The sequence below is a fragment of the Pseudomonas putida genome, assembly GCF_026625125.1.
In the GTDB taxonomy this organism is placed as follows: Bacteria; Pseudomonadota; Gammaproteobacteria; order Pseudomonadales; family Pseudomonadaceae; genus Aquipseudomonas; species Aquipseudomonas putida_X.
This window is the reverse complement of the sequence record NZ_CP113097.1, coordinates 5,079,108-5,103,248: the sequence shown is the minus strand read 5'-3', so window position 1 is coordinate 5,103,248 and position 24,141 is coordinate 5,079,108. Positions and strand designations below refer to the sequence as shown.

Below are 24,141 nucleotides of genomic sequence, written 5' to 3'. Positions count from 1 at the left end.
CGTTAATCCATAAGGCTGACTTTAGTCAACCCCGCTACGCTTGAATCTTCCAGAATCACCCTTATCTATAAGGTCATCTCAGGCAGGTTTCTTCATCAAAGGCGCTGTCCATCGCTCCGACCTGCCCTTATCAGGAAGGTATCCCCATGCGAATAGACCGTTTGACCAGCAAGCTTCAATTAGCGATATCCGATGCCCAGTCCCTGGCCGTTGGCATGGACCACCCTGCCATCGAGCCCCTGCACCTGTTGCAGGCGTTGATCGAGCAGCAAGGTGGTTCGATCAAGCCACTGCTGATGCAGGTTGGCTTCGACATCAACAACCTTCGCCAGACACTGGTAAAAGAACTCGACCAGCTGCCGAAAATCCAGAACCCCACCGGCGATGTGAACATGTCGCAGGACCTGGCGCGCCTGCTCAACCAGGCCGACCGCCTGGCCCAGCAGAAGGGTGACCAGTTCATTTCCAGCGAGCTGGTGCTGCTCGCCGCCATGGATGAGAACAGCAAGCTCGGCAAGCTGCTGCTCAGCCAGGGTGTGAGCAAGAAGGCCCTGGAAAACGCCATCAACAACCTGCGCGGCGGCGCGGCGGTGAATGACGCCAACGCCGAAGAATCGCGCCAGGCGCTGGACAAGTACACCGTCGACCTGACCAAGCGTGCCGAGGAGGGCAAGCTGGACCCGGTCATTGGCCGTGACGACGAGATCCGCCGCACCGTGCAGGTGCTGCAGCGCCGTACCAAGAACAACCCCGTGCTGATCGGCGAGCCCGGCGTGGGCAAGACTGCCATCGCCGAAGGCCTGGCCCAGCGCATCATCAACGGTGAAGTGCCCGACGGCCTGAAGGGCAAACGCCTGCTGGCGCTGGACATGGGCGCGCTGATCGCCGGTGCCAAGTACCGCGGTGAGTTCGAGGAGCGCCTCAAGTCATTGCTCAACGAGCTGTCCAAGCAGGAAGGCCAGATCATCCTGTTCATCGACGAGCTGCACACCATGGTCGGCGCCGGTAAAGGCGAAGGCGCCATGGACGCAGGCAACATGCTCAAGCCGGCGCTGGCGCGTGGCGAACTGCATTGCGTTGGTGCCACCACGCTCAACGAATACCGCCAGTTCATCGAGAAGGACGCAGCCCTTGAGCGACGCTTCCAGAAGGTACTGGTGGAAGAACCGAGCGAGGAAGACACCATCGCCATTCTGCGTGGCCTCAAAGAGCGCTATGAAGTGCACCACAAGGTGGCCATCACCGACGGCGCGATCATTGCTGCGGCCAAGCTCAGCCACCGCTACATCATCGACCGCCAGCTGCCGGACAAGGCCATCGACCTGATCGACGAAGCGGCCAGCCGTATCCGTATGGAGATCGACTCCAAGCCGGAAGTGCTCGACCGCCTCGACCGTCGCCTGATCCAGCTGAAGGTGGAGTCCCAGGCGCTGAAGAAAGAAGAAGACGAAGCCGCCAAAAAACGCCTGGAGAAGCTGACCGAGGAAATCGAGCGCCTGGAGCGTGAGTATTCCGACCTGGAAGAAATCTGGGCGTCGGAGAAGGCAGAAGTGCAGGGCTCGGCGCAGATTCAGCAAAAGATCGAGCAAGCCCGCCAGGAACTGGAAGCGGCCCGTCGCAAAGGCGACCTGAACCGCATGGCCGAACTGCAGTACGGGGTGATCCCGGACCTGGAGCGCAGCCTGCAGATGGTCGACCAGCATGGCAAGACCGAAAACCAGCTGCTGCGTAACAAGGTGACCGAGGAAGAAATTGCCGAAGTGGTGTCCAAATGGACCGGCATCCCGGTGGCCAAGATGCTCGAAGGCGAGCGTGAAAAACTGCTGAAAATGGAAGACCTGCTGCACCAGCGCGTGATCGGCCAGAACGAGGCGGTGACCGCCGTGGCCAACGCCGTGCGCCGCTCGCGTGCCGGGCTCTCCGACCCGAACCGGCCAAGTGGTTCGTTCATGTTCCTCGGCCCGACCGGTGTGGGCAAGACCGAGCTGTGCAAGGCCCTGGCCGAATTCCTCTTCGACACCGAAGAGGCCATGGTGCGGATCGACATGTCCGAGTTCATGGAGAAACATTCCGTGGCTCGCCTGATCGGCGCCCCACCAGGCTACGTAGGTTATGAAGAGGGCGGTTACCTGACCGAAGCGGTACGGCGCAAGCCCTATTCGGTGGTGCTGCTGGATGAAGTGGAGAAGGCTCACCCGGATGTGTTCAACGTGCTGCTGCAGGTGCTCGAGGATGGCCGCCTGACCGACAGCCATGGCCGTACGGTGGACTTCCGCAACACGGTGATCGTGATGACCTCCAACCTGGGCTCGGCGCAGATCCAGGAGCTGGCCGGTGACCGCGAAGCGCAGCGTGCAGCAGTGATGGATGCGGTGGGTGCGCACTTCCGTCCGGAGTTCGTCAACCGGATCGACGAAGTGGTGGTGTTTGAGCCGTTGGGCCGCGAGCAGATCGCCGGTATCACCGAGATCCAGCTTGGCCGCCTGCGCAGCCGCCTGAGCGAGCGCGAACTGGCCCTGAGCCTGAGCCCGGAGGCGTTGGACAAGCTGATCGCGGTAGGGTACGACCCGGTGTATGGCGCGCGGCCGCTGAAGCGAGCGATCCAGCGCTGGATCGAGAACCCGCTGGCGCAAATGATCCTGGCCGGCAAATTCATGCCGGGTTCGGCGATCACTGCCAAGGTGGAAGGCGAAGAAATCGTCTTTGCCTGATCCTTTCGCCGCAAAAACCAGCCCCGCACCTGCGGGGCTTTTTTATAGCTGCAGCCTTTGCCCAGCCATCGGGGAGCCCTGTGCAAGCCAGCCTGCCGGCCAGGATGCCCGGCCAAACCCCGCAAAACCGGGGCCTCGCCAGTTTTTTTCATAACTTGCTGAAATTTTTGAAAAAAGTGCTTGCACAGAAATAAGAGTGCCCCTAATATACGCCGCGTTGTCAGGCACTAAGCGAATCACCAGCAACACCGGTGACCGCAAAACAACTTAGAAATCAGTAAGTTGAATGAAAAAAAGTGGTTGACAAGCAAAACGAAGAATGTAGAATAGCCGGCCTCAGCAGCGACAACGCGAAAGCGGATAGCCAAAGAGATCGAAGCTAACACAGACTTCGAAGCTGTAAAGATGTACCGAAGTTCAGTTCCGCGATAGCTCAGTCGGTAGAGCAAATGACTGTTAATCATTGGGTCCCTGGTTCGAGTCCAGGTCGCGGAGCCAATCTCGGGGTGTAGCGCAGTCCGGTAGCGCGCCTGCTTTGGGAGCAGGATGTCAGGAGTTCGAATCCCCTCACCCCGACCATTTTCAGGGTCGTTAGCTCAGTTGGTAGAGCAGTTGGCTTTTAACCAATTGGTCGTAGGTTCGAATCCTACACGACCCACCATGTAAAAAGGGCATCTCGACTGAGATGCCCTTTTTCTTTTGCCTCGGTTTTATCCAGCGCAAAAAAATGCACCGCCTGGTGCGAATCTCCCGCATTCTGGACTGCCCCCAAGAAGTTGGACACCAATCCAACGTCCTGGGTAGTCCATCCTGCGACAGCGACTGTCTTGCTCAACTTCCAAAAGCTGGCGCAATCCAGGTGGGAGCCGGCTTGCCGGCGATGGTCCGCAAAGCGGACCCAGATGCTCGCGGGTCCCGTCGAGCGCGCTCGGACTATTACAGGTCCGCTATGGGGGCTGCTGCGCAGCCCATCGCCGGCAAGCCGGCTCCCACCCCGACCGCGCAGCTCTTAAGACCTGCGTTGTACCTGCTGAAGCAACTGTCTTGCTCAACGTCTAAAGGCTGGCGCAATCCCGGTGGGCGCCGGCTTGCCGGCGATGAGGCCAGTACAGACAACCTGAACCTCAAGCCTCTACCAGGCAGGTCAGTGCAGCTTCAGTCGCGGCTCAGTGCCCCGCCCAATCTTGCTACCCAGCATCATCATCGCCGTGCGGAAGAACCCGTACAGCGCCATCTGGTGCATGCGGTACAGCGACACATAGAACATCCGCGCCAGCCAGCCCTCCAGCTTCACGCTCCCCATCAGGTTGCCCATCAGGTTACCCACCGCCGAGAAGCGCGACAGCGATACCAGTGAACCGTAATCCTTGTAGCTGTACGTCGGCAGCGGCTTGTTCTCCAGGCGCGCTTTCAGGCTCTTGGCCAGCATGTCGGCCTGCTGGTGCGCCGCCTGGGCGCGTGGCGGTACATTGCGGTCGCTGCCCGGTTGTGGGCAGGCTGCACAGTCACCGAAGGCGAAGATGTCATCGTCGCGGGTGGTTTGCAGGGTAGGGCGCACCACCAGCTGGTTGATACGGTTGGTTTCCAGGCCGTCGATATCCTTGAGGAAACCCGGCGCACGAATACCGGCCGCCCATACCTTGAGGCTGGCCTGGATCACTTCGCCGCTGGCGGTCTTCAGGCCATCGGCGGTCACTTCGCTGACGGCAGCGTTGGTCATCACCGTAACGCCGAGCTTTTCCAGGGTTTTGTGCACCGGCACGCTGATGCGCTCTGGCAGCGCCGGCAGTACGCGCGGGCCCGCCTCGATCACGGTGATGTGCATGTCCTTGGGTTGGATACGGTCCAAACCATAAGCCGCCAGCTCATGCGCGGCGTGGTGCAGTTCGGCCGCCAGCTCCACACCGGTAGCACCGGCGCCGACGATCGCCACGCTGATCTTCTCACTGGCCTGATCACCGGCATGGGCACGCAGGTAGTGGTTGAGCAGTTGCTGGTGGAAACGCTCGGCCTGCTTGCGGGTATCCAGGAACAGGCAGTGCTGCGCCGCGCCCAAGGTACCGAAGTCGTTGGTGTTGCTGCCCACGGCAATGACCAAGGTGTCATAGCGCAAGGTGCGCGCAGGCACCAGCTCGCGGCCCTCTTCATCCAGGGTGGCGGCCAGTTGGATCTGCTTGCCTTCACGGTCCAGGCCGCTCATGCGCCCCAACTGGAAGTTGAAGTGGTTCCACTTGGCCTGGGCCACGTAGTTCAGTTCGTCTTCCGAGGAGTTGAGCGAGCCGGCGGCCACTTCGTGTAGCAGCGGCTTCCAGATGTGCGTGAGGTTGGCGTCGACCAGGGTGATGTCGGCCTGTTTGCGCTTGCCGAGGGTTTTACCCAGGCGGGTCGCCAGTTCCAGGCCGCCGGCGCCGCCGCCGACAATCACGATGCGATGAGTCATGGGGATATCTCATAAGGTTTACGGAATTCTTGGCCCAAAGGGCCGGCCGCAAACTGCATGAGGGGAGGGCGAGCGCGAGGCAGCTCATAGCACCAGTCCACTCAACAGGCGGCTGAGGAGGCCCAGCCCGATGGTCACGGCCACCACCAGCACAAGGAGCAGCCACGGCCGGAATGGCTTGCGCTCGACTTGGTGCTGAGGGGCTCGCAGATACTCATCGACACGACGCTGATCTTCCGGATTCAGTCGGCTGGTCATGGTGGGCCTCGTCAGGTAGACGTATGTGACTGCCCGAACGCTACAGCGTTCCGGCAAGTACTTGAGACAAATGATAAAGCTTTCTATCCCTGGCGCCGAGTGTACGCCATCGCAAAGCGTCTCGGCACTGGATCAAAGACTGATGCCCACGTCGAACACAATGCTGCGCCCCAGGTTGCCGCGCAGAAAGTCTGGGGCGTCCGGGTGGGCGAACAGCACACGGGCGAAGGTCGGCCCCACCAGCGACAGCGAGCGCCAACCCTGGCGCAGGTACTCGGTGGGGGGCGGGAAGTGGGTGTTGAGATCGAGCACTTCACGCTTGAGGCTGGCGAAAGCGATGATGTCCAGCTCGCTCAGGTCCAGCCCGCGTTCGCGATAATTGTGGGCCTTTTTGCGCAAGGTGGGTGCCAGCCGCGCCAGCAGCTCGGTGGCCGCGATACGCCTGGGCCGCGCCTCGCGCCGCACCAGTTGGGCCAGTGAGAAGGCGCTGCGCCTGCGCTGCAGCTCTTCGCGCCACTCATCATTGAGCCGGCGGCCCTCATCGAGCACGAAAAACACCTCGAACGACGCATCGCGGAACAACACATCGGGCGGCTCCTGGCCGGCCGGGGTGAACTCTTCACTGCGATAGGGAATGTTCAGCCCCTGCAGCAGGCGCTGGCATACCCAACGCTCCCGCTCCCATTTGCGAGCATTGGAAAGGAAGGCATTGGCTTGTTCGGCCTGGATGGTAAGCAGGCGCAGGTAGTCTGAGTCATCCATGCTCACAGCTTAGACGCTAAACCATGACGATAAGATGCTGTTTTTGAATGGGTGTAGACTCAGGTATGTCCACAGGCTCGACAGGGGCATTCGTCAAGTGATCAGCGCGCACGTCTTGTCCAGCACCAGCCTCACGCTCGGTTGGGTAGGGTTCGTCCCCTTGCTGCTGTGGGCAGCCAGCCGCACCCGCTGGCTGGAACTGTTCACCGACAGCCGCCGGCAGCACCTGCTGTTCGGTACGGTGTTCTGCCTGTTCGCACTATGGCTGGTCAGGCGCGACTTCGACACCGGTGTGTCGTACCACTTCATCGGCATGACCGCCGTGACCTTGTTGCTGGACTGGCCGCTGGCGGTGCTCGGCGGGTTTCTGGCCCAGATCGGCTTGTTGGCGCTGGGGCGCCAGGACCTGGCAGCGCTTGGGGTCAACGGCCTGCTGCTGATCGGCCTGCCGGTGCTGGTCACCGAAGTGTGCGCCATTCTGGTCGAGCGGGCGCAGCCGCGTAACCTTTTCGTTTATATCTTCTGCTCAGGGTTTTTTCCCGCAGCGCTGACAGTGCTGGTGTGCCTGCTGGCCGGGTTGGGCTTGCTGTGGCTGGACGGGCGGTTCGCCATGCCAGAGTGGCTCAGCGACTTTGTCGGCTACCTATGGCTGATGATGTTCCCGGAGGCCTTCATCAACGGCATGGTGATCAGTGCGCTGGTGGTGTTCTGCCCGGAATGGCTGGAGACGTTCAACCGCACGCGGTACCTGCAGGCACCGTGGAAGGACGATGAGCGGTGATCACTTGCCCCGCTCGGCCCGCCCCGGTGCAGCGCCTTAGTGCCGTGGCTCCAGGTCCCCCGAATACAACTCATCCTCGGCCTCTTGCGACCCCGCGATCTTGTGCTCTTCAGCCGCCCAGGCACCCAGGTCGATCAACTTGCAACGGTCAGAACAGAACGGCCGGAACGCGTTTTTCGCGTCCCATTCCACAGGTGCGCCACAGGTAGGGCAATCGACGGTCAATGGCTGGCTCATGGCTGGCCTCCTCGTAAAGTCAGGTAAAAGTGGTGCAGATGGTCGATCTGCGCATGCAGCGCGGCAAGGTCACTGTCGTTGACCACCACATCATCGGCATGGCGCAAACGCTCTTCGCGGGCCATCTGAGCCTTGAGAATGGCCTGCACCTGCTCGGGGCTGGTGTTGTCGCGCTGCAAGGTGCGTGCAACCTGCAGCGCTTGCGGTGCATCGATCACCAGGACGCGCTGGGTTTTCTGAAACTGGCCAGACTCGATCAGCAGCGGCGACACATACACCGCATACGGCGACTCGGCCTTGGCCAGGTAGCTGAAGATCTCCTGCCCGATCAGCGGGTGCAGCAGCTGTTCAAGCCACTTGCGCTGGGCCGGGTCGGCGAATATCACCTGGCGCAACGCTGTGCGGTCGAGCTGGCCGTCCTCCAGCAGCACGCCCGGGCCAAAGCGCTCGACGATGCTGGCCAGGGCCGGGCGGCCAGGCTCCACGACCCAGCGCGCTGCCTGATCAGCATCGACCAGGTGCACACCAAGCTCGACGAAGCGCTCGGCGGCGGCACTTTTGCCGCTGCCAATGCCGCCGGTGAGGCCGAGAATCCAGGGGGTGAACGGCGCAGTGGTCATCAGAATCCAAGCAGTTGCAGGTATGAGGCGTATATTTCATCACCCCAGAGCACGGCAATCCACCCCGCAATGGCCAGATAAGGACCAAAAGGTATCGCCGTGCCCATCGAATGGCTACGCAGGCGCAGCATGCACACCCCCACCACCGCCCCGACCAGCGACGACAACATCAAGGTCAGCGGCACTGCCTGCCAGCCGCCCCAGGCTCCGATCAGCGCCAGCAGCTTGAAATCGCCGTAACCCATGCCTTCCTTGCCGGTGACCAGCTTGAACAGCCAATACACCAGCCACAGGCTGAGATAACCGGCCACCGCGCCCCAGATGGCGTCAGGCAATGGCACCACGGTAGCGAAAACGTTGACGATCAGGCCCAGCCACAGCGTTGGCAGCACCACCACATCCGGCAGGATCTGCTTGTCGTGGTCGATTAGGCTCAGCGCCAGCAGGCTCCAGGTAAAGGCCAGCAAGGCCAGTGCTTGCAGCCCGGCACCGGAATGCCAGGCCACCGCCAGCGACAGCCAGGCGCAGGCGAGCTCCACCAGCGGGTACCGTAAGCCGATAGGCTGTTTGCACGCAGAACAACGCCCGCGCAAGGCCAGGTAACTGAGCACCGGAATATTTTCCCAGGCACGAATCGCGTGCCCACAGTGCGGGCAACGTGAGGCGGGCAGGCACAGGTCGAAGCGCTCGTGCGCATCGCTCGGCAGCCCCAGCGCCTCCTGCGCTTCACGCTGCCATTGGCGCTCCAGCATGATCGGCAGCCTGTACGCCACCACATTGATGAAGCTGCCAACCAACAGGCCAAGCACAGCCGCCACGGTGTAGAAATACGCCGGATGTTCGGCCAGTAACGTCCATAAAGTCATGTTCAGATCAAACTACCCAACTGGAAGATCGGCAGGTACATCGCCACCACCAGGCCACCGACCAGCAGGCCCAGGATCAGCACGATGGCTGGCTCCAGCAGGCTGGTCAACTGGTCCAGCGCCTGGCTGACCTGGTCCTCGTAAAGGCTGGCGGCTTTTTCCAGCATCTGGTCCAAGGTGCCGCTCGATTCACCGATGGCCGTAAGCTGTACCAGCAGCGGCGGGAATAACGGCTCAGCCGCCATCGCCTGGTGCAGCCCTTGCCCATTGGCCATGCCCTGGCGCAGCCGCAAAACGGCCCGTTCGTGCAGCTCGCCGCCACAGGCCCTGGCCACGGTGGCCAGGCCATCCAACAGCGGAACCCCAGCGGCATACGCCGTGGCCAGGCTGCGCGCGAAACGGGCCAGCGCCGCTTGCCCCAGCAGCCGACCGAACACCGGCAGGCGCAGCACATAGCGAGCTATCCACAGGCGCGCTGGCGCATGGCGCCGATACAGCTGGCGCACACCCAACATCACCCCAAGCAGGCTTATCAACAGCAGCGGCCCATGGCGGCCCAGCCCTGTGGACAAGTCGATGACCCATTGCGTGAACGCCGGCAGCCCAGCATCAAAGCCGCTAAACAGGCTTTCAAAGCGCGGAATCACCTCCAGCAACAGCACCGCCGACACGCCCAAGCCCGTGAGCAACAGCAACAGGGGATACAGCATCGCTTTACGCACCCGTTTGAGCAGTGCCTGGCGCTGCTCCAGCATGCCCGCCAGTTGCTCGAGCTGCCGGTCGAGCGTGCCGGATTGCTCACCCACCCGTACCAGGTTGCAGTACAGCCCGTCGAACCACTGCGGGTGGCGCTGCAACGCGTCCGCCAGCCCCAACCCCGCCGCGACATCCTGTTGCAAACGCTCCAGCAACGCCGCCTGCCCCGCGCTGCACCCACTGCGGCCCATCACCTCAAAGGCCGGCAGCAGCGGTACACCTGCCTTCAGCAACGTAGCCAACTGCCGGCTGAAACCCGCCGGGTCGCTTTTCACCCGACGTTCAGGCCAGCGCCATGCCAGCCCGCCAGCGGGCCGTAAACTGGCAACGCGAATGCCCTGGCGCTGCAGCCCGGCCCGCACATAGGCCGGGCTGCGCCCAGCCATCTGCCCGCGCACTACCGCGCCATTGGCATCGATGCCCTGCCAGGCGTACAGCTGTGTTGAATGGTTCATGCAAAGGTCCTTTTCTGCCCGAGCGACAAGCCTGGAAACAGCTTGCCGTGTCCATGAAGGGGCGCGCATTGGCGATGCTCACTAGAGTAGTTCAGCGAAGGTGACGCCCCGGCAGGCAGGGGTGACAAAAGGTGTCTGTTCAGGCCTACTGCGCCGCTGCCAGCCGGGTCGAGCCTGACCCCAACGAACACGCGTATCAAAAAGGAATCCGTTCATGAAAGGGCAACGCGGTATCACCCTGATCGAACTGATGATCGTCGTCGCGATCATCGGCATCCTGGCGACCATCGCCATCCCGATGTACACCAACCACCAGTCACGCACCAAGGCGGCTGCCGGTTTGCTGGAAATCAGCGCGCTGAAGGCAGCGATGGACCTGCGCTTGAATGAAGGAAAGGATGTGGCCGATGCAGCCGCACTGGGCGGCCAGCCCGCCACCGCCCATTGCGCGGTCACCGCCGCCGGCAAAGCTGCCGACGGCAGCGCGAGCATCGTCTGCACCCTGGTGGATGCCCCGGCCAACGTGGTGGGCAAAGCCCTCACCCTGACGCGTTCGGCTACTGGCTGGCGCTGCACCACCAACATCGAGGAAGACCTGGCGCCCAGTGGCTGCAAAGGGGCCTGAGGGTAGGGGAATAAGTTAGGCGAAACAGGCGTTTGCGTAACGGCTGCGGCAGTGGTACGTTGCGCTACACGCCGGTGTAGCTCAGTCGGTAGAGCAGCGCACTCGTAACGCGAAGGTCGCAGGTTCGATTCCTGTCTCCGGCACCACATCCAGCTCCACTGCATTCCGCTGAATGCTTTGGAAGCCCTCTAAACCGGCCTTATGGCCGGTTTTTCGTTTCCACGACCCTCCGTCGGTAACCAACTAAATCCCCAATAACCAGGGGTATTTTTGGGGTACAGCGTCTTTCCTGAATGGAGAACGTACCCCTATGCCACGGCTAGCCATTCCGCTCAGCGACCTCAAATGCCGCACGGCCAAACCGCGTGATCGCGCCTACAAACTGTTCGACGGCGGGGGTATGTACCTGTACGTCACGCCCTGTGGCTGGAAGACTTGGCGGCTGCGGTATTTCAAACCCAGTGGCAAGGAAGGCACGCTGATCATCGGCAAGTACCCCATCGTTTCGTTGGCCGTCGCGAGGACCAAGCGTGATGAGGCCAAGGCTTTGTTGCTCGACAACCTTGATCCGATGGAAGAAAAGCAGAAGGCCAAGATCGCAGCCCAGCGGGCGAGCCTTCTCTTTGAAACCGTTGCCCTGGAGTGGCACGTCGAAATGTCCCGGCGCTGGACCGAGGGTCACGCCAAGACGGTGCTGAGCAGGTTGCGCACCCATGTGTTTCCGCTGATTGGCCAGCGGCCTATCGCTGAGCTCGACACTCATGATCTCCTTGAGGTCACCCAACGAATCAAGGATCGCGGCACCTTGGATGTAGCGCTGCGTGTGCAGAACTATCTATCCACGATCATGCGGGGTGCGAAGCGGGCGCGGCAGATCACTCAAAATCCGGCGCTCGATCTGGCCGGCTCGATTCAAGCGCCGCGCACCGTGCATCGTCCTGCACTCTCGCTGAACCGTCTTCCTGAGTTGTTGAGCCGAATCGACAATTACACCGGTCGCGAGCTGACCCGGCTCGCAGTGCTGCTGACGCTGCATGTGTTCGTGCGCTCCAGCGAACTGCGCTTCGCCCGGTGGGATGAATTCGATCTGCAACGGGCGATGTGGGAAATTCCCGATACCCGTAAGCCGATTGAAGGCGTCCGCTATTCCACGCGCGGGACCAAGATGAGTGGGCACATTCAGATAGTGCCGCTGTCGCCTCAAGTCATCGAGATCCTTGAACGGCTGCGCAGCTTGAATCGCTTCTCTGAACTCGTGTTGCCCGGTGATCACAGGTCCTGGAAACCCTTGTCGGAGAATACGCTTAACCAGGTGCTGCGCACTATGGGCTACGACACGACCAAGGACGTGTGCGGGCATGGTTTCCGGACCATGGCTTGTAGTGCCTTGCTCGAATCAGGGCTGTGGACGGACGCGGCGATTGAGCGGCAGATGAGCCATCAGGAGCGTAACCGCGTGCGCGCTGCTTACATCCACAAGGCCCAACTTCTGGAGCAGCGTCGGTTGATCATGGCGTGGTGGAGTAACTACATCGATGCCAACAGATCGGGCCATGTCACCCCGCATGAGTTTGCCCACCCGGTCGGCGACAACGTCACCGCCTTGCCGAATAGTCATGGCGCATTCAATCGCGGGTGAGCCTGCGAGATCGGTGCGGGCTGCTCTTCAAAGTGAGGTCCATCCAAACAGGGCTGCAAAGCCGCCCTGTTTGGATGGACCTCACTTTGAAGAGCTAAAAGCCACGACGTTGTCCCGGATTTACCACTCAATTCCACCGGTGGATAACCGCTTTCAACGTCCTCAATAGCGCTGAATTTCGATCCTTGACCGGGTTTATCCACAGGCGTAGAACTGGCCGTGCAAGCGCTGTCGATGACAGCAACCCAGGTGGCCCGAACCTTGAAGGTCACGCCGCTCCCGCGGTGGTTCTCCCCCCAAATGGCGATTCGCGTCCGGCAGCTCGCCCGGCACCTCCCCGGTGATGGATGCCAACTACATTTCATGGCCCTCGTGCGCCAGACGACACTTTCTATTGCGCTGCCCTGCAGCAACCTATCCGATTGGCCGACTATTGCGCCAACCTGTGCCCGTCTCTTTCTTCTGGAAAGAGACGGGCGCTCCTAAAACTGCTGTAGCCCTTATCGCACATGGCTTTGCGGCAATTCCCCTCGTGACAATCGGCGTGACAAACGCCGATGTCACCAGCAACAGCCTTGTAGATGATGGTGCCGCAGACCAGGGAATGGACTGCACCTGACTGACAGTTAGGCATGCCCCGGTCATCGCATTGCTGCTTGCACCTGGCTCAGGATCTTCAGGTACTGGTTTCGTCAGCCAATGCTGCCTCCACCCGCCCATCGGTAACGGTGCTCAGGAGGTCAGATCATGAGATGCCCTTGCTCCCGGACGTAAGGAGCCGCCAGTCCCGCGTAGAGGACATTCCCCACAGGTCGCAGGGGCCTTGATCCCTGATAACACTCAACATTCTTGGCGGGATGACGTGGGGCGAGGATCGGAGAACGGTAGAGGAGGTGACTGACATGGCATTCGTGGGTAGACGCGATGGTCGTAATTTCGGCTACGGCAGGCAATTGAGCTACGCGGGGCCGCAGGCGCTGAAAGACATGTTCGGCGGCGGTCACTACGGCACGGTGAAGGCACACTGTGATCGGTGGCAGGCATTCGCGAAATGGTGCCGCTCAGAACAGGGGCCGGGTATCAATGATGCGCGGCAGATTGATCGGAAAGTGTTGGCGGACTATGCGGCGTATCTACGCGACGTGGTTAGGCGCGGTGACCTTGCGGTCAGCACCGCACAAAACCGCCTATCCAGCGTTAATAGGACCATGGCGGCGCTTCGCGGTGATCAGTATGTGACATTGCGCAGTCCGAGCAAGGCATTGGATATGCAGCGCACCGGGGTTCGACACTCGGTGCCTCAGGGCCAAGACCGCGAACAGGTTAAGCAGATCGTCGAAGCACTTTGCAGTCGTGATCATCTGCGGGCCGCCGCGATCGTTCTGTTGGCGCGAGCCACCGGCATGCGCTTACGTGAGGGAATCCTGGCAGACCTACCACGGCTAAGTCGTGAGGCTAAAGAGCTAGGCAGGATTAATATTCAGGATGGTACCAAAGGTGGTCGCGCCGGTGCCTCGGCTCCACGCTGGATTGGTGTGGACGAACATGTTCAGAGCGCGCTTGGATTTGCACAGCAGGTGTCGCCCGGAGGTAGTCGAAACCTGATTGCGCCACATGAAAGCTACCTGAATGTTCTGCAAGAAATCATCCGCCCTGCGCGGGACATCCTACATGCACACAACCTCAAAGGCTTCCATGAGCTACGAGCAACGTATGCGTGTGAGCGCTATGAGCGGATCACAGGTCACCGTGCGCCGATCAATGGGGGTGAGCTTTGTCAGGTTGATCGGCGCTTTGATCGTGAGGCCAGGAGGAAAATCAGCTATGAGCTTGGGCACGGTCGGATCGATGTAGTGGCTGCCTACATAGGGGGAAGGCCATGAATAAGCCATTCGATATGGAACTGTTCTTGGCTGGAGTGTTGACCGGCTCGCATGCAACACGGCAACGCCATCTACGACAGGCAAAAATTATCCAAGCTGAGATCGCAGAGCGCTGGCAGCAAGAGACACCGTGGGAATGGCGGAGAAAGCATGTGACTTGGTTCATCGAACATCGCCTAAATCGACACAGCGATGCAACGCGCTATTACTACCTGTTGACCGTACGTTTGCTAGCTCGTCGTTTAGAAAAGTCGTGGGCCTTCAAGCTCAAAGAAAAGATCTTATCTTGAAAATCACGGTCAACTGGATTTGATCCTAATATTCCTGTCGCGATGTCCAGGCAATTAATGATAATAGGGGTATAGCGCATGCAGTTATCTGCAATTATAATTTATTTGGAAGCAATAATTTGCTTGCTGGCTAGTATTGGGTGTAAGCCATTCGGAAGTGGTTGGGTCATTAAGGTGCGAGGTGGTTAGAAGATTTTTTGTTTGTGAGTAGGTGCTTCCAATTTGGTTGTTTTTATAGTAAGTTGTTTCGATTTATGTGTGGAAGAGTAGTTTATTAATTTTGCGCCTGAGATGAGAGCTATATGACGGATCAAGAGAAAACCGCCATTACTAATACTGAAGCTGAGTCAATCTTGAAGCGAGTTAGAGCGATTACTGATGAACTGTTGACGGAGCTAGACCCGGCTATAGCTAGGCGTGCGCAAGAGATTATGAATTTCCGAAGCTCCATTACCCAAGAAACTGCTAGAGGATCGGTGTTGATGTCTGCGGCGTTTCTTGATGATCGCCTTAAGAGCTTGTTGGAAGCAAGGCTGGTAAATAATAAGACTATTGTTTCTCAAGTATTTGATTTTAATGGTGCGCTTGGGACGTTCTCGTCGAGGATTAATTTCTCGTACTTATTAGGTCTTCTGCCTGTAAATGCAAGAACGGATCTGCATACTATTCGTGGTATCAGAAATATTTTTGCGCATAGTGCTTTGCCATTGGAGTTTGAGTATTCTGAAGTTGTCAAGCTGTGCAACAAGCTAAAGTTTCATGGGGTAAATGAGGTAACTGATCCAGGTGCTAAATTTAGGCGATCTGTAATGGCTCTGTTGACGTTTATATTGCAAGCTACCGAAGAGACTAGCCATATAGAACCAAAGGATAACTACGAAATCCCTGATCGTACAGAAGCTTACAAAGTAGTGTCTGCTATTTATAAGGAGGTAACAGGAGAGGAATATCCATTAAAAAGCCAGCATGAATGATGGGGCTGTGCACTAGTTTTATAAGAAGGAATCCGTCTGAATCGTATGGATGATTTATGATGGTCTATAGCCAATCGACCACGCTTGCAGGGAACATCGGTATAAGCACTATGGTTACATCAGGCTAGAGTCTTGCTAATTGACTGGGTTGAGTGCTACTGCTCGCGAAGGGCCACATTGAAGTATGATTAAAAACTTTTCATCCTTCAATTATGAAAAAGAAATACCTTCATGGAGAGAATGACTCATGCGTCGCTCTCCGGAGGTTTGGATGACGAATAAAGCGCAGTAGTGCATGAGAGTTAGGAAGGCGCTTCTGATCATTGAAGCTGCCTCTCTAGCGGGGTTCCATACCTTGTTCTAGATTGATGCAGCGCATTTTAATTGCTCTAAGTTGATGCGATTTTAGCAGTTCAACATAGGGTCAGGGGAGACTCCGATAGTAGAAAGCCAAAGATTCAGTCTTGCCATAGTTATATAACGAGCGCCTGTACCTCGGTAGAGGCCCTTAAATTCAGGCCAGCGAGAGTGAATCCGTTTCTCCGCTTTGATTGCCACCGCCTTTGTCGAGAATTCCAGGGCGATTACACAGTCTGAGAGTTGTACAGTGCAATCCAACTTAATCGCTTTTACGGCCTGACAGTCCGGGAGCCCTACTCTAGGGACTAAAACGACCCACCCTTTTGTCCTTCCTTTAGCCACATTGCGAGTCTTGGATAGACCCTCAAATTTGCCAGCAACTGCAATGTTCTTAAGATCTGTGGAGTGTATGAAGGGTACTCCAGAGGGGTCAGAGACGCTCAGGTGCACTGGAAGGCTGCCACGAACGATTTTGGTCTGGATAAGACCATTGTAATACCTGATTTCTTGATGAGACTGCTGATGGCCTCCAGGTAAAATCTGGACGACGGATGCTTGAACCCTAGCGCCACGAAAAGTACATCGTTGCAAGTCTGTCAATTTTGTAAGTTGATAGTCCTCCGCAAGCGCTTGTCGAGCGTCCTGATCAGTTTCAGAATATAAAAGAGATTCTGGCGCTATAACGATGGCTCCCAGACTGGGCTGAAACAATTCAAAGCTTCGCAGGAGGTGAGCCATGGCGATGCTTCCTCTCATTTTTTTGCCCAAAAACTGGATATCTACGAATTTCTTATGCCCGTGGCTGAATGGTGGGTTTAGGACTAGCAAGTCGACAGGCGGCCGCCAATACGTGGTCTCGCTGGTGCTGGGGTGGAGCAAGTCACCTACAGACAAATGCCAGTCAGGCCTTCTCAGCCGTAGCTGGCTGATCGCTTCCGCATCACGGTCAATTCCAATAGATTCTACTGATCCAAAGACCGCGTTCGCGGCATCTAGAAGCCGCCCTGACCCACACGTAGAGTCGGCACACACCTTAGGCACAAATGGAAACGTGCCGCGCTCTAGGGCGCTAACCGCAACGTCTTCCGGCGTGTAGTACCTATCCAAATCAATAGGCATGGAAGTCCTCAAAATCGTAGACATGGACTATCCCCACCCCTGACGTTCGTCCACTTTTTTTAACGGGATGATCGAACAAAATTTCGGTCGTTTCGGCATGTTTCATCGCGAATAGTACAGATCCTATAGCGTGCGGCTTGGTGCCGACAAGCGCTAAGTATATATAATGCTCGGGGTAATCTCTACGTATCTTGGTCAGTGCTTCGAATGCCGCGAATGGACAGCTTGCACGAGCATATCTGACCTCCGAATGGGCTTTGTACTCATCCAGGAACATCCGGTTGCAACCGACCGTAAAAGCTGGGTACTCAAGTTGAAAGCCCGGAGCCCCAACCACAGGGATGACTTTCGGAACCGGGTCTAGCTGCGCAGCGAGGTGTTCAGGGCGATTACCCTCAAAGCCCAGCATTGCTATGAATAGACACCTGTCTTCGTCATCTGGCCCCGCAAGTTGTGCGAAGCCTGGCAATGGAGCCAATCCACCAAATGTGACGCTCAAATCAAAAATGGCAGAGGATGCTGGGCTGGGATGAGGGGTATAAGACTCTGGTTCAACGTACATCAAGCGTGTGTTGATTTTTTGGGTGTATGCACTTTTGAATAGTGGCGCCCATACGTTGTGGGGGAAGCCCGTTACATCAATTAAGAAATTTTGAGAAGTAAAAATAGAGTTGATAGAGTCTTCGTCTCTAAGTGAGATTCGTACTTCTTGGTTTTTATGATGTACGGCTATTGTCTCTTCATCTAAGCTTTTGATCGAAACGATTCGCTCAGGAGAAGTTCGCTGGACTTCTTCCCATGCTTCGAGCCTGTCCCTATTCTCCGCCAAGTCACCGGCGAGGATTATGGTCTCTTCCGGCTTTAAATCATTGATCGTGAAGGTTTTGAAACGCTTAGTGTGGAGCGACGGCAAAGGCAGTGTGGTCATTTTTTTTGCCCGTCATCATAAAACGCAGAAAAAAGTGCCAACTGCTCAGGCAGATCATCTTCCGTCGTCTGGGGTCTTTCATCAAGAAGTGCAGAAATTGCTCGTGCAGGACGATCTTCCAGTACACTTATTAAGGTCGAGGCTTCGATAGACATACGTCTTTTTTTACGATGTGAGATCTCAAAGAATGCGCTGAAGATTCTGTGCAGGCGGTATTCGTCATCTCTGAGTTCGACGCTGCTGGTGGATTTTGTTCTGGGTGCTGACTCGAATGCGAGATGACCGACGCCTTCTTGCAGCAAGCAGTGAATCTTAGCTGTTTCCGACTGGTTACCTGATAGGACAAAGGATGTAACTTCAGGGGTTTTACCGCTTGGTTCTCTCGCAAGTTCGAAGAACACTTTACCTATAGCTAGAACGAGGCGCTTGAGCTGTACACCATGGTCTGCTAGCCCCTCTAACTGATTGAGGCGTCTCTTTCCAACTTCTCTAGCTGCGAGAGTTTGAGATTTTGCGGAAATAATCAGGGGCTGCTGGGTAGCTCCCTCCTCATCTAGCTGGTAACCGATCGCGGTATCTATCAGTTCCAAGAAATAACGTATGTTTCCAGCTGCGAGTGAGAGCAGCGTCCGTTCACCACAATAGTATTTTCTAATCCTCGCGCCTTTTCTGCCTTTTGAAAGCCAAAAAAGGCTGGCATAGCCGTGATTACCTAGTCTGGTTTTCCATTCGGCCTCATTCTCAAACCAGTCATTTGCTAATTCCTCTAATGAGCCTCCTTCGCTTTGTTGCCAGTACTTAAGAAAGGACAGCTCAGCTTGGGACTTTTGACTGAAATAACCGTAATTCTTGTTGGTTTTAAGTTCGTCGAGCACTGCAGTAGCGACCCGATCTGCTCCTAAAACGACTGCCTCATCAGCAAGCGACAATTCCTGCAAGAAGTCGCGAAGGTTGTCAGAAATCTGCGCGCCAACGCCTTGTGCGTATTTCAGTCTCAACTCTGCAACTGCTTTAGCGAAGAAATCGAAGCCTTCGTCAGCGATTTCAATTTCAAGGCAGTCGTCTGGTACACGCAGCAAATCTTGTCCATCTAAGGTTTGTCTGTTTCTTAGTCCATTTTTTCGGACTCCGACTTTGTAAGATAGTGGTGGTTCAGCATGTTTTATGTATGTGTTAAGTATCGCTTGTTGATAATCTAAAAGATTTTCGTATTCATCGATGCAGCAAAATATTACTCTATTATCTAGCAAGTGTTGAGACTGGATTGCTTCGGCAAAAGTTCGTAGGGGGGACTCCGCCATTGACAGGGTAATCCCGAGGTCCTTCATAGGGTTGTTAACTTGAAGTTGTAGCGCTGAAATTGCCTTCTTTATCAATATTTTCAGTTGATCAAGCGTTTCGCAGCATTCTAAACCTAGCTCTAGTGTGATTGTCTCCAAGTGCTCAGGCTGCAGCCTTAAGCCCTTCTTAGTTTCCAGCCAGAGTGCTAGATTAACCATTTCGCTACAGACTGATAGGTTGAAGTAATGTGCAAATAATTTTGCCCATCTTTCTTCTTCGATGCCGCTACCTGAAAAAGCACGAACCCGATTCTTGTTCATTCGAACAAGTACGCCTAAGTACTCTTGGTCTTCGAAGGATTGACCGCTACCTTCTAGGCGCTCCAGCATTGAGTCGTATCGTAATGATTGTAATGCTGTTGTCTTCCCTGTTCCGCGTCCCCCAACCAAGAAGCAAGGACGCATTACCTCGAGTTTTCCAAGGTAAGCCGGCTTGACAAATAATTCTTTAAAATTGGCAGATGGCCACTCTGCCCGATTATCACCAAAAAGTTGTCTTAGGACACCTGCGGAATTATGTTCGCTCAATTAGGGGCTCCCAGTTGTCTCGCCCTGGTGACCAAAAGATCGGTAGGGTGGCGTCAGGTATTGAATGTTCAAAGCCGAACATAAGGCCTCGATTCTTGTATCCAAACATTAGGTAGTCTTTGTTTCTAGCGATGTAAATTTCTGTCGGCGTAAGTCGAGGCGTATATTTTGCTAAAAATTGCATGATGGGTGCTTTCCAACTGGGGTTTGAATCCATCACGCCTTCTAGAGTGGATTTTTTCTCCAGTATGTGTGTGGCGCAGACCGCAACAGAAGGAGCGCAACCGTTTATATTAATAAGTCCGAAGTCTGTTGTTACTAGGGTCACGTATATAGCAGTGAAGTTGTTTTTTGATTGAGCGTCTGCAAATGATCTTTTCTGCTTGTCCAGCATATTCCACGTCGAGACAAACTGATCCCCAGATCCGACAAAATCATCAATGAAGATCACCGTACCACCCGCATACGCATGGTCAAGTGCAGCGTCAGACTCCACTATGAAGCTGTCATTCAGGTGCAGTAGCTGCCGGGCGCTGCGACATAGAAAGTAGCCGGAGTCAGTAGGGTTGGGGGTTTCCCCTCTTACTGGTGTCAAGACCGCTGAACTGATACTCGCAACAAGTTTCGAGCCACAGGGAGCCGATGGCCCCTTAGCCATTCCATCACCAATTGAATTATAAGAGGCAACCAATAGTGCGTCAGTGAGTGCTTTGTTGTAGAAAGTGAACTTATCTAAAAGAAAAGCGGCAATGTGGACGTCTGAGTCGTCAAAATTTCTGAGCCAAGCCCGAGGACGTAGCTTGGGCTCGGGCGGCCACAAGCCTGCTCGCTTGAGGATGTCACATTTAGACAAGATTTCTTGTACTTGAGTATCAGCGCGCAATCGGGAACTCCATGTTTTGTAGCTGCAGCTCAAGGAGGCCGATGCTCATTCTGGTATCCGCATCCATGTCCAGAAACTGCGAATTGTGGCGAAGAAGCTCTTTTAGCCGGGTATTGTATTGGCCCGAGCCGCTTTGCTTCTGTGTAGAAAGCCTGTTTGAGGCTATCAAAATGCCATGCAGGCGTCTAGCTGCCGTCGACCCGCGCAAGGCGTAACCAACGAGCATTAGTTAAGGCAGTTGAGACGTAGGGCGTGTTTGGCATAGTCGAGGCTACGTAGGAGTATCCTGTCAAAATAGCAATACGCTGCTCAAAATGTGGGACGCCAACCATTGAGCCTAGCCCCCGCCCTAAATCTGCAAAATACGGGCTAGCTCAGCGATGGTCCACTGTTCGCTTTTGGCCGGTAGCTGCCAAAAGCGAACAGTGGTGGATGGGGGCAGTTGAAGTACTCACAGCAGAGCTGTGTTTCGTAGTCTCATCTCATCTGTGTGAAAAGTATCTAAGCTGCGAAGCATGTGAGCTTCCGCTGACTGAGTCGCGCGCTTGTAGTCGACTGGGCTACAAGAGCCACGCACAGGGGCAAATATCCGTTAAACCATGAAAGGGCTTTTCTTACGGCGATCCGCATTCTGGACTAGCCTGGGGATAATTTTAGGGATACAGATATTGGCTATTATCAATAATATCTATAAAATTCAATACGTTATATTGTGATACGATTCCTGTCTCCGCACCAGTCTATAGGTTCATGCACTGCCAAGCAGTCGCATGACACCCCTTTGAAGCCCGCCTAGTGCGGGCTTCTTGTTTCATGCAGTGCCATCCGGTGTCATCCCAGCGCTTATCGTGTGAGTACCTATCCGAGCACCTTAGGTTAGTTCAATAATCTATGGGTACTCATCATGCCTTTGACGGCTTTGCAGGTTAAGAATGCTGCACCACGTGAGAGGAACTACGGCCTTGCGGATGGCGATGGCCTTTTTCTATGGATTCGCGCGGCAGGCGGCAAGTCCTGGCGCTTTCGCTTCCGTCTGGATGCCAAGCAATCTCACATTTCCCTTGGCACAGTCGGCAAGGTAACCCTTGCACAGGCGCAGTAGCTTGCTTCCGAGTCTCGCCCACTTGTGGCGCAGGGGCGGCATCCTAGACTTGAACGGAAGGTTGCGCGAACGCAGGCGGCAATCTCTCGTGGCAACACGTTCAAAAGCCTTGCGCTGGAGTGGCATCAACACAAGTCGCAGCGCTGGTCGGTAGGGTATGCCTGCTAATTGGTGCAAGGGTAGGTTGTCCAGCTCCCTCCCTCCCTCCCTCCCTCCCTCTCGGATGCGCAGATGGTGAAAACCGCCACGCTCCTGACTAGCGCTGATCTGCAGTAGAGAAGCTTCCTCTCGGGTCGGCGGAGGCCGTCATACCGCAGTGCGGTCAGCATGGTCCCATCGAGTAGCGCCTTGGCCTAGTGGGGCTCTGTGTATCCCTTTATTTCCTGGAGACCGCTTCGGAGCGGGCACTTGCTTTTCAGTCTCAGCGGGAGTAACGGCCGAGGGGCTGTGGGCGACCGGTCACTAGCTCACGGCTATGCTTAGGCCAGCACATCGCTGTGTTTCGTTTATTTCGTTTGTTGCGATTTTCGTTTATTTCGATTATAAAATCTCTACCTGCCGTATGAGACGCCAGGAATTTCAAATCGCTTGTGGAGATACATCATGACCACCGCCGATCTCGCTCGAAGCATCCTTCCAGATGAGAAAGCGATCGCCGCGGCTACTGAATCAAGCCGCCAGATTGCTGCTTTCGTTTCGACGAAGCTGGATACTCAGCGTATTGAACTGGTTGATGAAGCCCAGCAACGCCAAACCGTTGAGCTACCAACGTTCGCTCTTAGACTGCTCGGGGACATACTTAACGAACTGGCCTTAGGCAACACCGTGAAGGTGGTGCCGATCCACGCAGAACTGACTACCCAAGAAGGCGCCGACATGCTCAACGTCTCGCGTCCGCATCTTGTCAAGCTGCTGGACGAGGGTCAGATTCCACACACAAAAACCGGCAGCCACCGTCGCATCAAGTTCACCGATATCATGGCCTACAAAGCCGACCGTGACAGAGCGAGCCAAGCCGCCATGGAAGAACTGGCTGCACAAGCCCAAGCGCTTAATATGGGCTATTAATGAGGCATTCACCGTTCACTGTTATCTATGACGCCTGTGTGCTGTATCCAGCACCTCTGCGTGATTTGCTGATGCACCTGGCCTTGACCGGCGCGTATCGTGCGCGCTGGTCCGGGCAGATCCATGAGGAGTGGACGCGAAATGTGCTGAAAAATCGTTCTGACCTGACAAAAGCTCAGCTTGATCGTACTGTTGAAGCCATGAACCGGGCAGTACCTGATTGTCTTGTGAACGACTACGAGCCGTTGATACAAGGGCTTGACCTTCCTGACGAAGATGATCGGCATGTCTTGGCCGCTGCAATCAAATGCGGTGCATCGGTCATCGTCACATACAATCTCAAGGATTTCCCCGCTGAGATCCTGATGCGCTTTGAGATCGAGGCTTTGCATCCCGATGTCTTTCTTTCTGACATCTGGGACCTAGACCAAGCAGCTGTGCTCGAGGCAGTCCAAAAGCAGCGCGCCTCTTTGAAAAATCCTAGGTACACGCCTCGCGAGCTACTAGATACCCTGCTTAAGCAACGTCTCCCAGAAATCGTCAAGCACCTTTCCAGCTACGAGCTGTTGATTTGATCCTGCTTGGGCCGAGATTCACTCGGTCTCATGCGAACCCCGCATCTTATACTCTCAGGAGTGGCAATCAGAGGGCCACAGGCTGCGCGACACGATGAAACCCGTCTGTCGAAGGCCTGCGCCAGGGCAGCTATTCTTCTGGTTTCCTTGAGCCCCGACGCACTGCTGAGAAAACGATGCCGGTGGGTCTTCAGGGAGGCCTACATCCAAGGCTTTTCAACACGCTCGGTAGGCGGGCTAGTCAAGGTCATGAGCATGACCGGCATCCCTCAAAGCCAGGTATCTCAGCTGGCTGGGGAGATCAATGAGCGCGTTCACGATTTGCTTGAGCGCCCGCTTGAAGGTGACTTTGCCGCCGCCATGGTCTCACTGGCTTGCGCGCGCTGCTTGCCACCTCTCTCCGTACAGAGCCTAGAGCCGTTTTTCCATAACGATGGTGCGCTCCGCCCCATGAAACTCGTCGCGGATTTTCTGATACCCCAACGCGGCATAGAACCCTTCAGCAGTAATCGACGATGGCACACGTACAGCCACAATGCCGGCGTGGGCAGCGGTTGCATGAATGACATCCATCAAATGCCGACCAATCCCGCCTTTTTGGTGAGCTGGATCGACGAAAACACTTCTGACGACATCACCATCGAGCCCAGCAGTGCCGATGATTTTTTCGCCCAGCAGGGCTACGAAAACCCTGCGCGTAGCAAGTTGCGCGGTGACGACCTCAGGAGCAAAACTGCGCTCAACCTGAGCGATCACATCGGGCGCGTAGTCTTGGGAATTTGACTCACGCAGGGCGGCTAGAACTACACGGCTAATCGCTGCTGCATCTCTGCTGGTGGCCGGACGAACGTGGCATTGCATACTGAGACCTCAATCCTAGAGGATCACAGCTTAGCCCATCACACTGAGCCTCCCGAGTCGCTCACCCATCCCTGACAAGC

Annotated in this window: 21 protein-coding genes, 4 tRNA genes and 1 pseudogene; 15 read left to right on the top strand and 11 right to left on the bottom strand. The window is 56.2% G+C overall.

Translation table 11 applies throughout. The annotated features are described in order from the left end of the window. Positions 1 to 146 precede the first annotated feature (146 nt). From clpB to OSW16_RS23480, 4 genes are all read left to right on the top strand, one after another. Positions 147 to 2,711, top strand: a complete 2,565-nt coding sequence (clpB, locus tag OSW16_RS23495; RefSeq protein ID WP_267818899.1) for an ATP-dependent chaperone ClpB — start codon at positions 147 to 149, stop codon at positions 2,709 to 2,711. Between the two features lie 422 nt (positions 2,712 to 3,133). Next, positions 3,134 to 3,209, top strand: a tRNA-Asn gene (locus OSW16_RS23490). 4 nt (positions 3,210 to 3,213) lie between these two features. Beyond that, a tRNA-Pro gene (locus OSW16_RS23485) sits at positions 3,214 to 3,290 on the top strand. Between the two features lie 6 nt (positions 3,291 to 3,296). Next, positions 3,297 to 3,372, top strand: a tRNA-Lys gene (locus OSW16_RS23480). Between the two features lie 483 nt (positions 3,373 to 3,855). Here the strand turns inward: OSW16_RS23480 and OSW16_RS23475 are convergent. The 3 genes from OSW16_RS23475 to OSW16_RS23465 all read right to left on the bottom strand — a co-directional run bounded on the left by OSW16_RS23475 (position 3,856) and on the right by OSW16_RS23465 (position 6,171). Continuing rightward, positions 3,856 to 5,151: an NAD(P)/FAD-dependent oxidoreductase gene (locus OSW16_RS23475; RefSeq protein WP_267818897.1), complete on the bottom strand. Its 1,296-nt coding sequence runs from the start codon at positions 5,149 to 5,151 to the stop codon at positions 3,856 to 3,858. Positions 5,152 to 5,235: 84 nt separating this feature from the next. Continuing rightward, complete coding sequence (locus OSW16_RS23470) at positions 5,236 to 5,409, bottom strand: DUF3094 family protein (RefSeq protein ID WP_267818895.1); 174 nt, start codon at positions 5,407 to 5,409, stop codon at positions 5,236 to 5,238. Between the two features lie 132 nt (positions 5,410 to 5,541). Next, complete coding sequence (locus OSW16_RS23465) at positions 5,542 to 6,171, bottom strand: DUF1780 domain-containing protein (RefSeq protein ID WP_267818893.1); 630 nt, start codon at positions 6,169 to 6,171, stop codon at positions 5,542 to 5,544. Between the two features lie 34 nt (positions 6,172 to 6,205). Here OSW16_RS23465 and OSW16_RS23460 point away from each other — a divergent pair, with 34 nt between their 5' ends. After that, positions 6,206 to 6,952 (top strand): energy-coupling factor ABC transporter permease, encoded by a 747-nt coding sequence (locus tag OSW16_RS23460; protein ID WP_267818891.1) that lies wholly within the window; start codon positions 6,206 to 6,208, stop codon positions 6,950 to 6,952. A gap of 36 nt (positions 6,953 to 6,988) precedes the next feature. Here OSW16_RS23460 and yacG read toward each other — a convergent pair whose 3' ends face one another. The 4 genes from yacG to OSW16_RS23440 are packed head-to-tail and all read right to left on the bottom strand — an operon-like array spanning position 6,989 to position 9,886. Continuing rightward, on the bottom strand, positions 6,989 to 7,189 hold the full coding sequence (yacG, locus tag OSW16_RS23455; protein ID WP_241807175.1) for a DNA gyrase inhibitor YacG: 201 nt from the start codon (positions 7,187 to 7,189) through the stop codon (positions 6,989 to 6,991). Then, positions 7,186 to 7,809 carry a dephospho-CoA kinase gene (coaE, locus tag OSW16_RS23450; protein WP_241807176.1) on the bottom strand — a complete coding sequence of 208 codons (624 nt, stop codon included), beginning with the start codon at positions 7,807 to 7,809 and terminating at the stop codon, positions 7,186 to 7,188. The genes yacG and coaE overlap by 4 nt, the downstream gene beginning before the upstream one ends. Then, positions 7,809 to 8,675 carry a prepilin peptidase gene (locus tag OSW16_RS23445; protein ID WP_267818888.1) on the bottom strand — a complete coding sequence of 289 codons (867 nt, stop codon included), beginning with the start codon at positions 8,673 to 8,675 and terminating at the stop codon, positions 7,809 to 7,811. Before OSW16_RS23445 ends, coaE begins: the two co-directional genes overlap by 1 nt. Positions 8,676 to 8,677: 2 nt before the next feature. Further along, on the bottom strand, positions 8,678 to 9,886 hold the full coding sequence (locus OSW16_RS23440) for a type II secretion system F family protein (protein WP_267818886.1): 1,209 nt from the start codon (positions 9,884 to 9,886) through the stop codon (positions 8,678 to 8,680). 214 nt (positions 9,887 to 10,100) lie between these two features. Here OSW16_RS23440 and OSW16_RS23435 point away from each other — a divergent pair, with 214 nt between their 5' ends. The 6 genes from OSW16_RS23435 (at position 10,101) to OSW16_RS23410 (ending at position 15,297) form a co-directional block, all read left to right on the top strand. Beyond that, the gene (locus tag OSW16_RS23435) at positions 10,101 to 10,511 is read left to right on the top strand and encodes a pilin (RefSeq protein ID WP_267818884.1); all 411 of its coding nucleotides are present in this window, start codon (positions 10,101 to 10,103) and stop codon (positions 10,509 to 10,511) included. 70 nt (positions 10,512 to 10,581) lie between these two features. Next, a tRNA-Thr gene (locus OSW16_RS23430) sits at positions 10,582 to 10,657 on the top strand. Positions 10,658 to 10,821: 164 nt separating this feature from the next. Continuing rightward, positions 10,822 to 12,150 carry a tyrosine-type recombinase/integrase gene (locus OSW16_RS23425; protein ID WP_267818882.1) on the top strand — a complete coding sequence of 443 codons (1,329 nt, stop codon included), beginning with the start codon at positions 10,822 to 10,824 and terminating at the stop codon, positions 12,148 to 12,150. 902 nt (positions 12,151 to 13,052) lie between these two features. Next, positions 13,053 to 14,033: an integrase domain-containing protein gene (locus OSW16_RS23420; RefSeq protein ID WP_267818880.1), complete on the top strand. Its 981-nt coding sequence runs from the start codon at positions 13,053 to 13,055 to the stop codon at positions 14,031 to 14,033. Then, entirely contained in the window at positions 14,030 to 14,323 is a 294-nt protein-coding gene (locus OSW16_RS23415; RefSeq protein ID WP_267818878.1) for a hypothetical protein, read from the top strand. The genes OSW16_RS23420 and OSW16_RS23415 overlap by 4 nt, the downstream gene beginning before the upstream one ends. 302 nt (positions 14,324 to 14,625) lie before the next feature. Continuing rightward, on the top strand, positions 14,626 to 15,297 hold the full coding sequence (locus tag OSW16_RS23410) for a hypothetical protein (RefSeq protein WP_267818876.1): 672 nt from the start codon (positions 14,626 to 14,628) through the stop codon (positions 15,295 to 15,297). 1,468 nt (positions 15,298 to 16,765) lie between these two features. On the opposite strand, the gene OSW16_RS23405 is transcribed toward OSW16_RS23410, so the two are convergent. From OSW16_RS23405 to OSW16_RS23395, 3 genes are read right to left on the bottom strand one after another with little or no spacing between them, the layout of a single operon-like run. Next, on the bottom strand, positions 16,766 to 17,704 hold the full coding sequence (locus OSW16_RS23405; RefSeq protein WP_267818874.1) for a hypothetical protein: 939 nt from the start codon (positions 17,702 to 17,704) through the stop codon (positions 16,766 to 16,768). After that, complete coding sequence (locus OSW16_RS23400; RefSeq protein ID WP_267818872.1) at positions 17,701 to 19,572, bottom strand: hypothetical protein; 1,872 nt, start codon at positions 19,570 to 19,572, stop codon at positions 17,701 to 17,703. Before OSW16_RS23400 ends, OSW16_RS23405 begins: the two co-directional genes overlap by 4 nt. After that, on the bottom strand, positions 19,559 to 20,455 hold the full coding sequence (locus OSW16_RS23395) for a hypothetical protein (RefSeq protein WP_267818870.1): 897 nt from the start codon (positions 20,453 to 20,455) through the stop codon (positions 19,559 to 19,561). The genes OSW16_RS23400 and OSW16_RS23395 overlap by 14 nt, the downstream gene beginning before the upstream one ends. 904 nt (positions 20,456 to 21,359) lie before the next feature. Here OSW16_RS23395 and OSW16_RS23390 point away from each other — a divergent pair. The 4 genes and pseudogenes from OSW16_RS23390 to OSW16_RS23375 all read left to right on the top strand — a co-directional run. After that, entirely contained in the window at positions 21,360 to 21,557 is a 198-nt protein-coding gene (locus OSW16_RS23390) for an Arm DNA-binding domain-containing protein (protein ID WP_267818868.1), read from the top strand. A 603-nt stretch (positions 21,558 to 22,160) separates the two neighbouring features. Continuing rightward, positions 22,161 to 22,625 (top strand): helix-turn-helix domain-containing protein, encoded by a 465-nt coding sequence (locus tag OSW16_RS23385; RefSeq protein WP_267818866.1) that lies wholly within the window; start codon positions 22,161 to 22,163, stop codon positions 22,623 to 22,625. Next, positions 22,625 to 23,200 carry a PIN domain-containing protein gene (locus OSW16_RS23380; protein ID WP_267818864.1) on the top strand — a complete coding sequence of 192 codons (576 nt, stop codon included), beginning with the start codon at positions 22,625 to 22,627 and terminating at the stop codon, positions 23,198 to 23,200. Before OSW16_RS23385 ends, OSW16_RS23380 begins: the two co-directional genes overlap by 1 nt. 116 nt (positions 23,201 to 23,316) lie before the next feature. Next, positions 23,317 to 23,551, top strand: a pseudogene (locus tag OSW16_RS23375) (transposase); the annotation flags it as partial. Positions 23,552 to 23,611: 60 nt separating this feature from the next. Here OSW16_RS23375 and OSW16_RS23370 read toward each other — a convergent pair. Further along, the gene (locus tag OSW16_RS23370; protein WP_267818862.1) at positions 23,612 to 24,061 is read right to left on the bottom strand and encodes a GNAT family N-acetyltransferase; all 450 of its coding nucleotides are present in this window, start codon (positions 24,059 to 24,061) and stop codon (positions 23,612 to 23,614) included. Positions 24,062 to 24,141 lie beyond the last annotated feature (80 nt).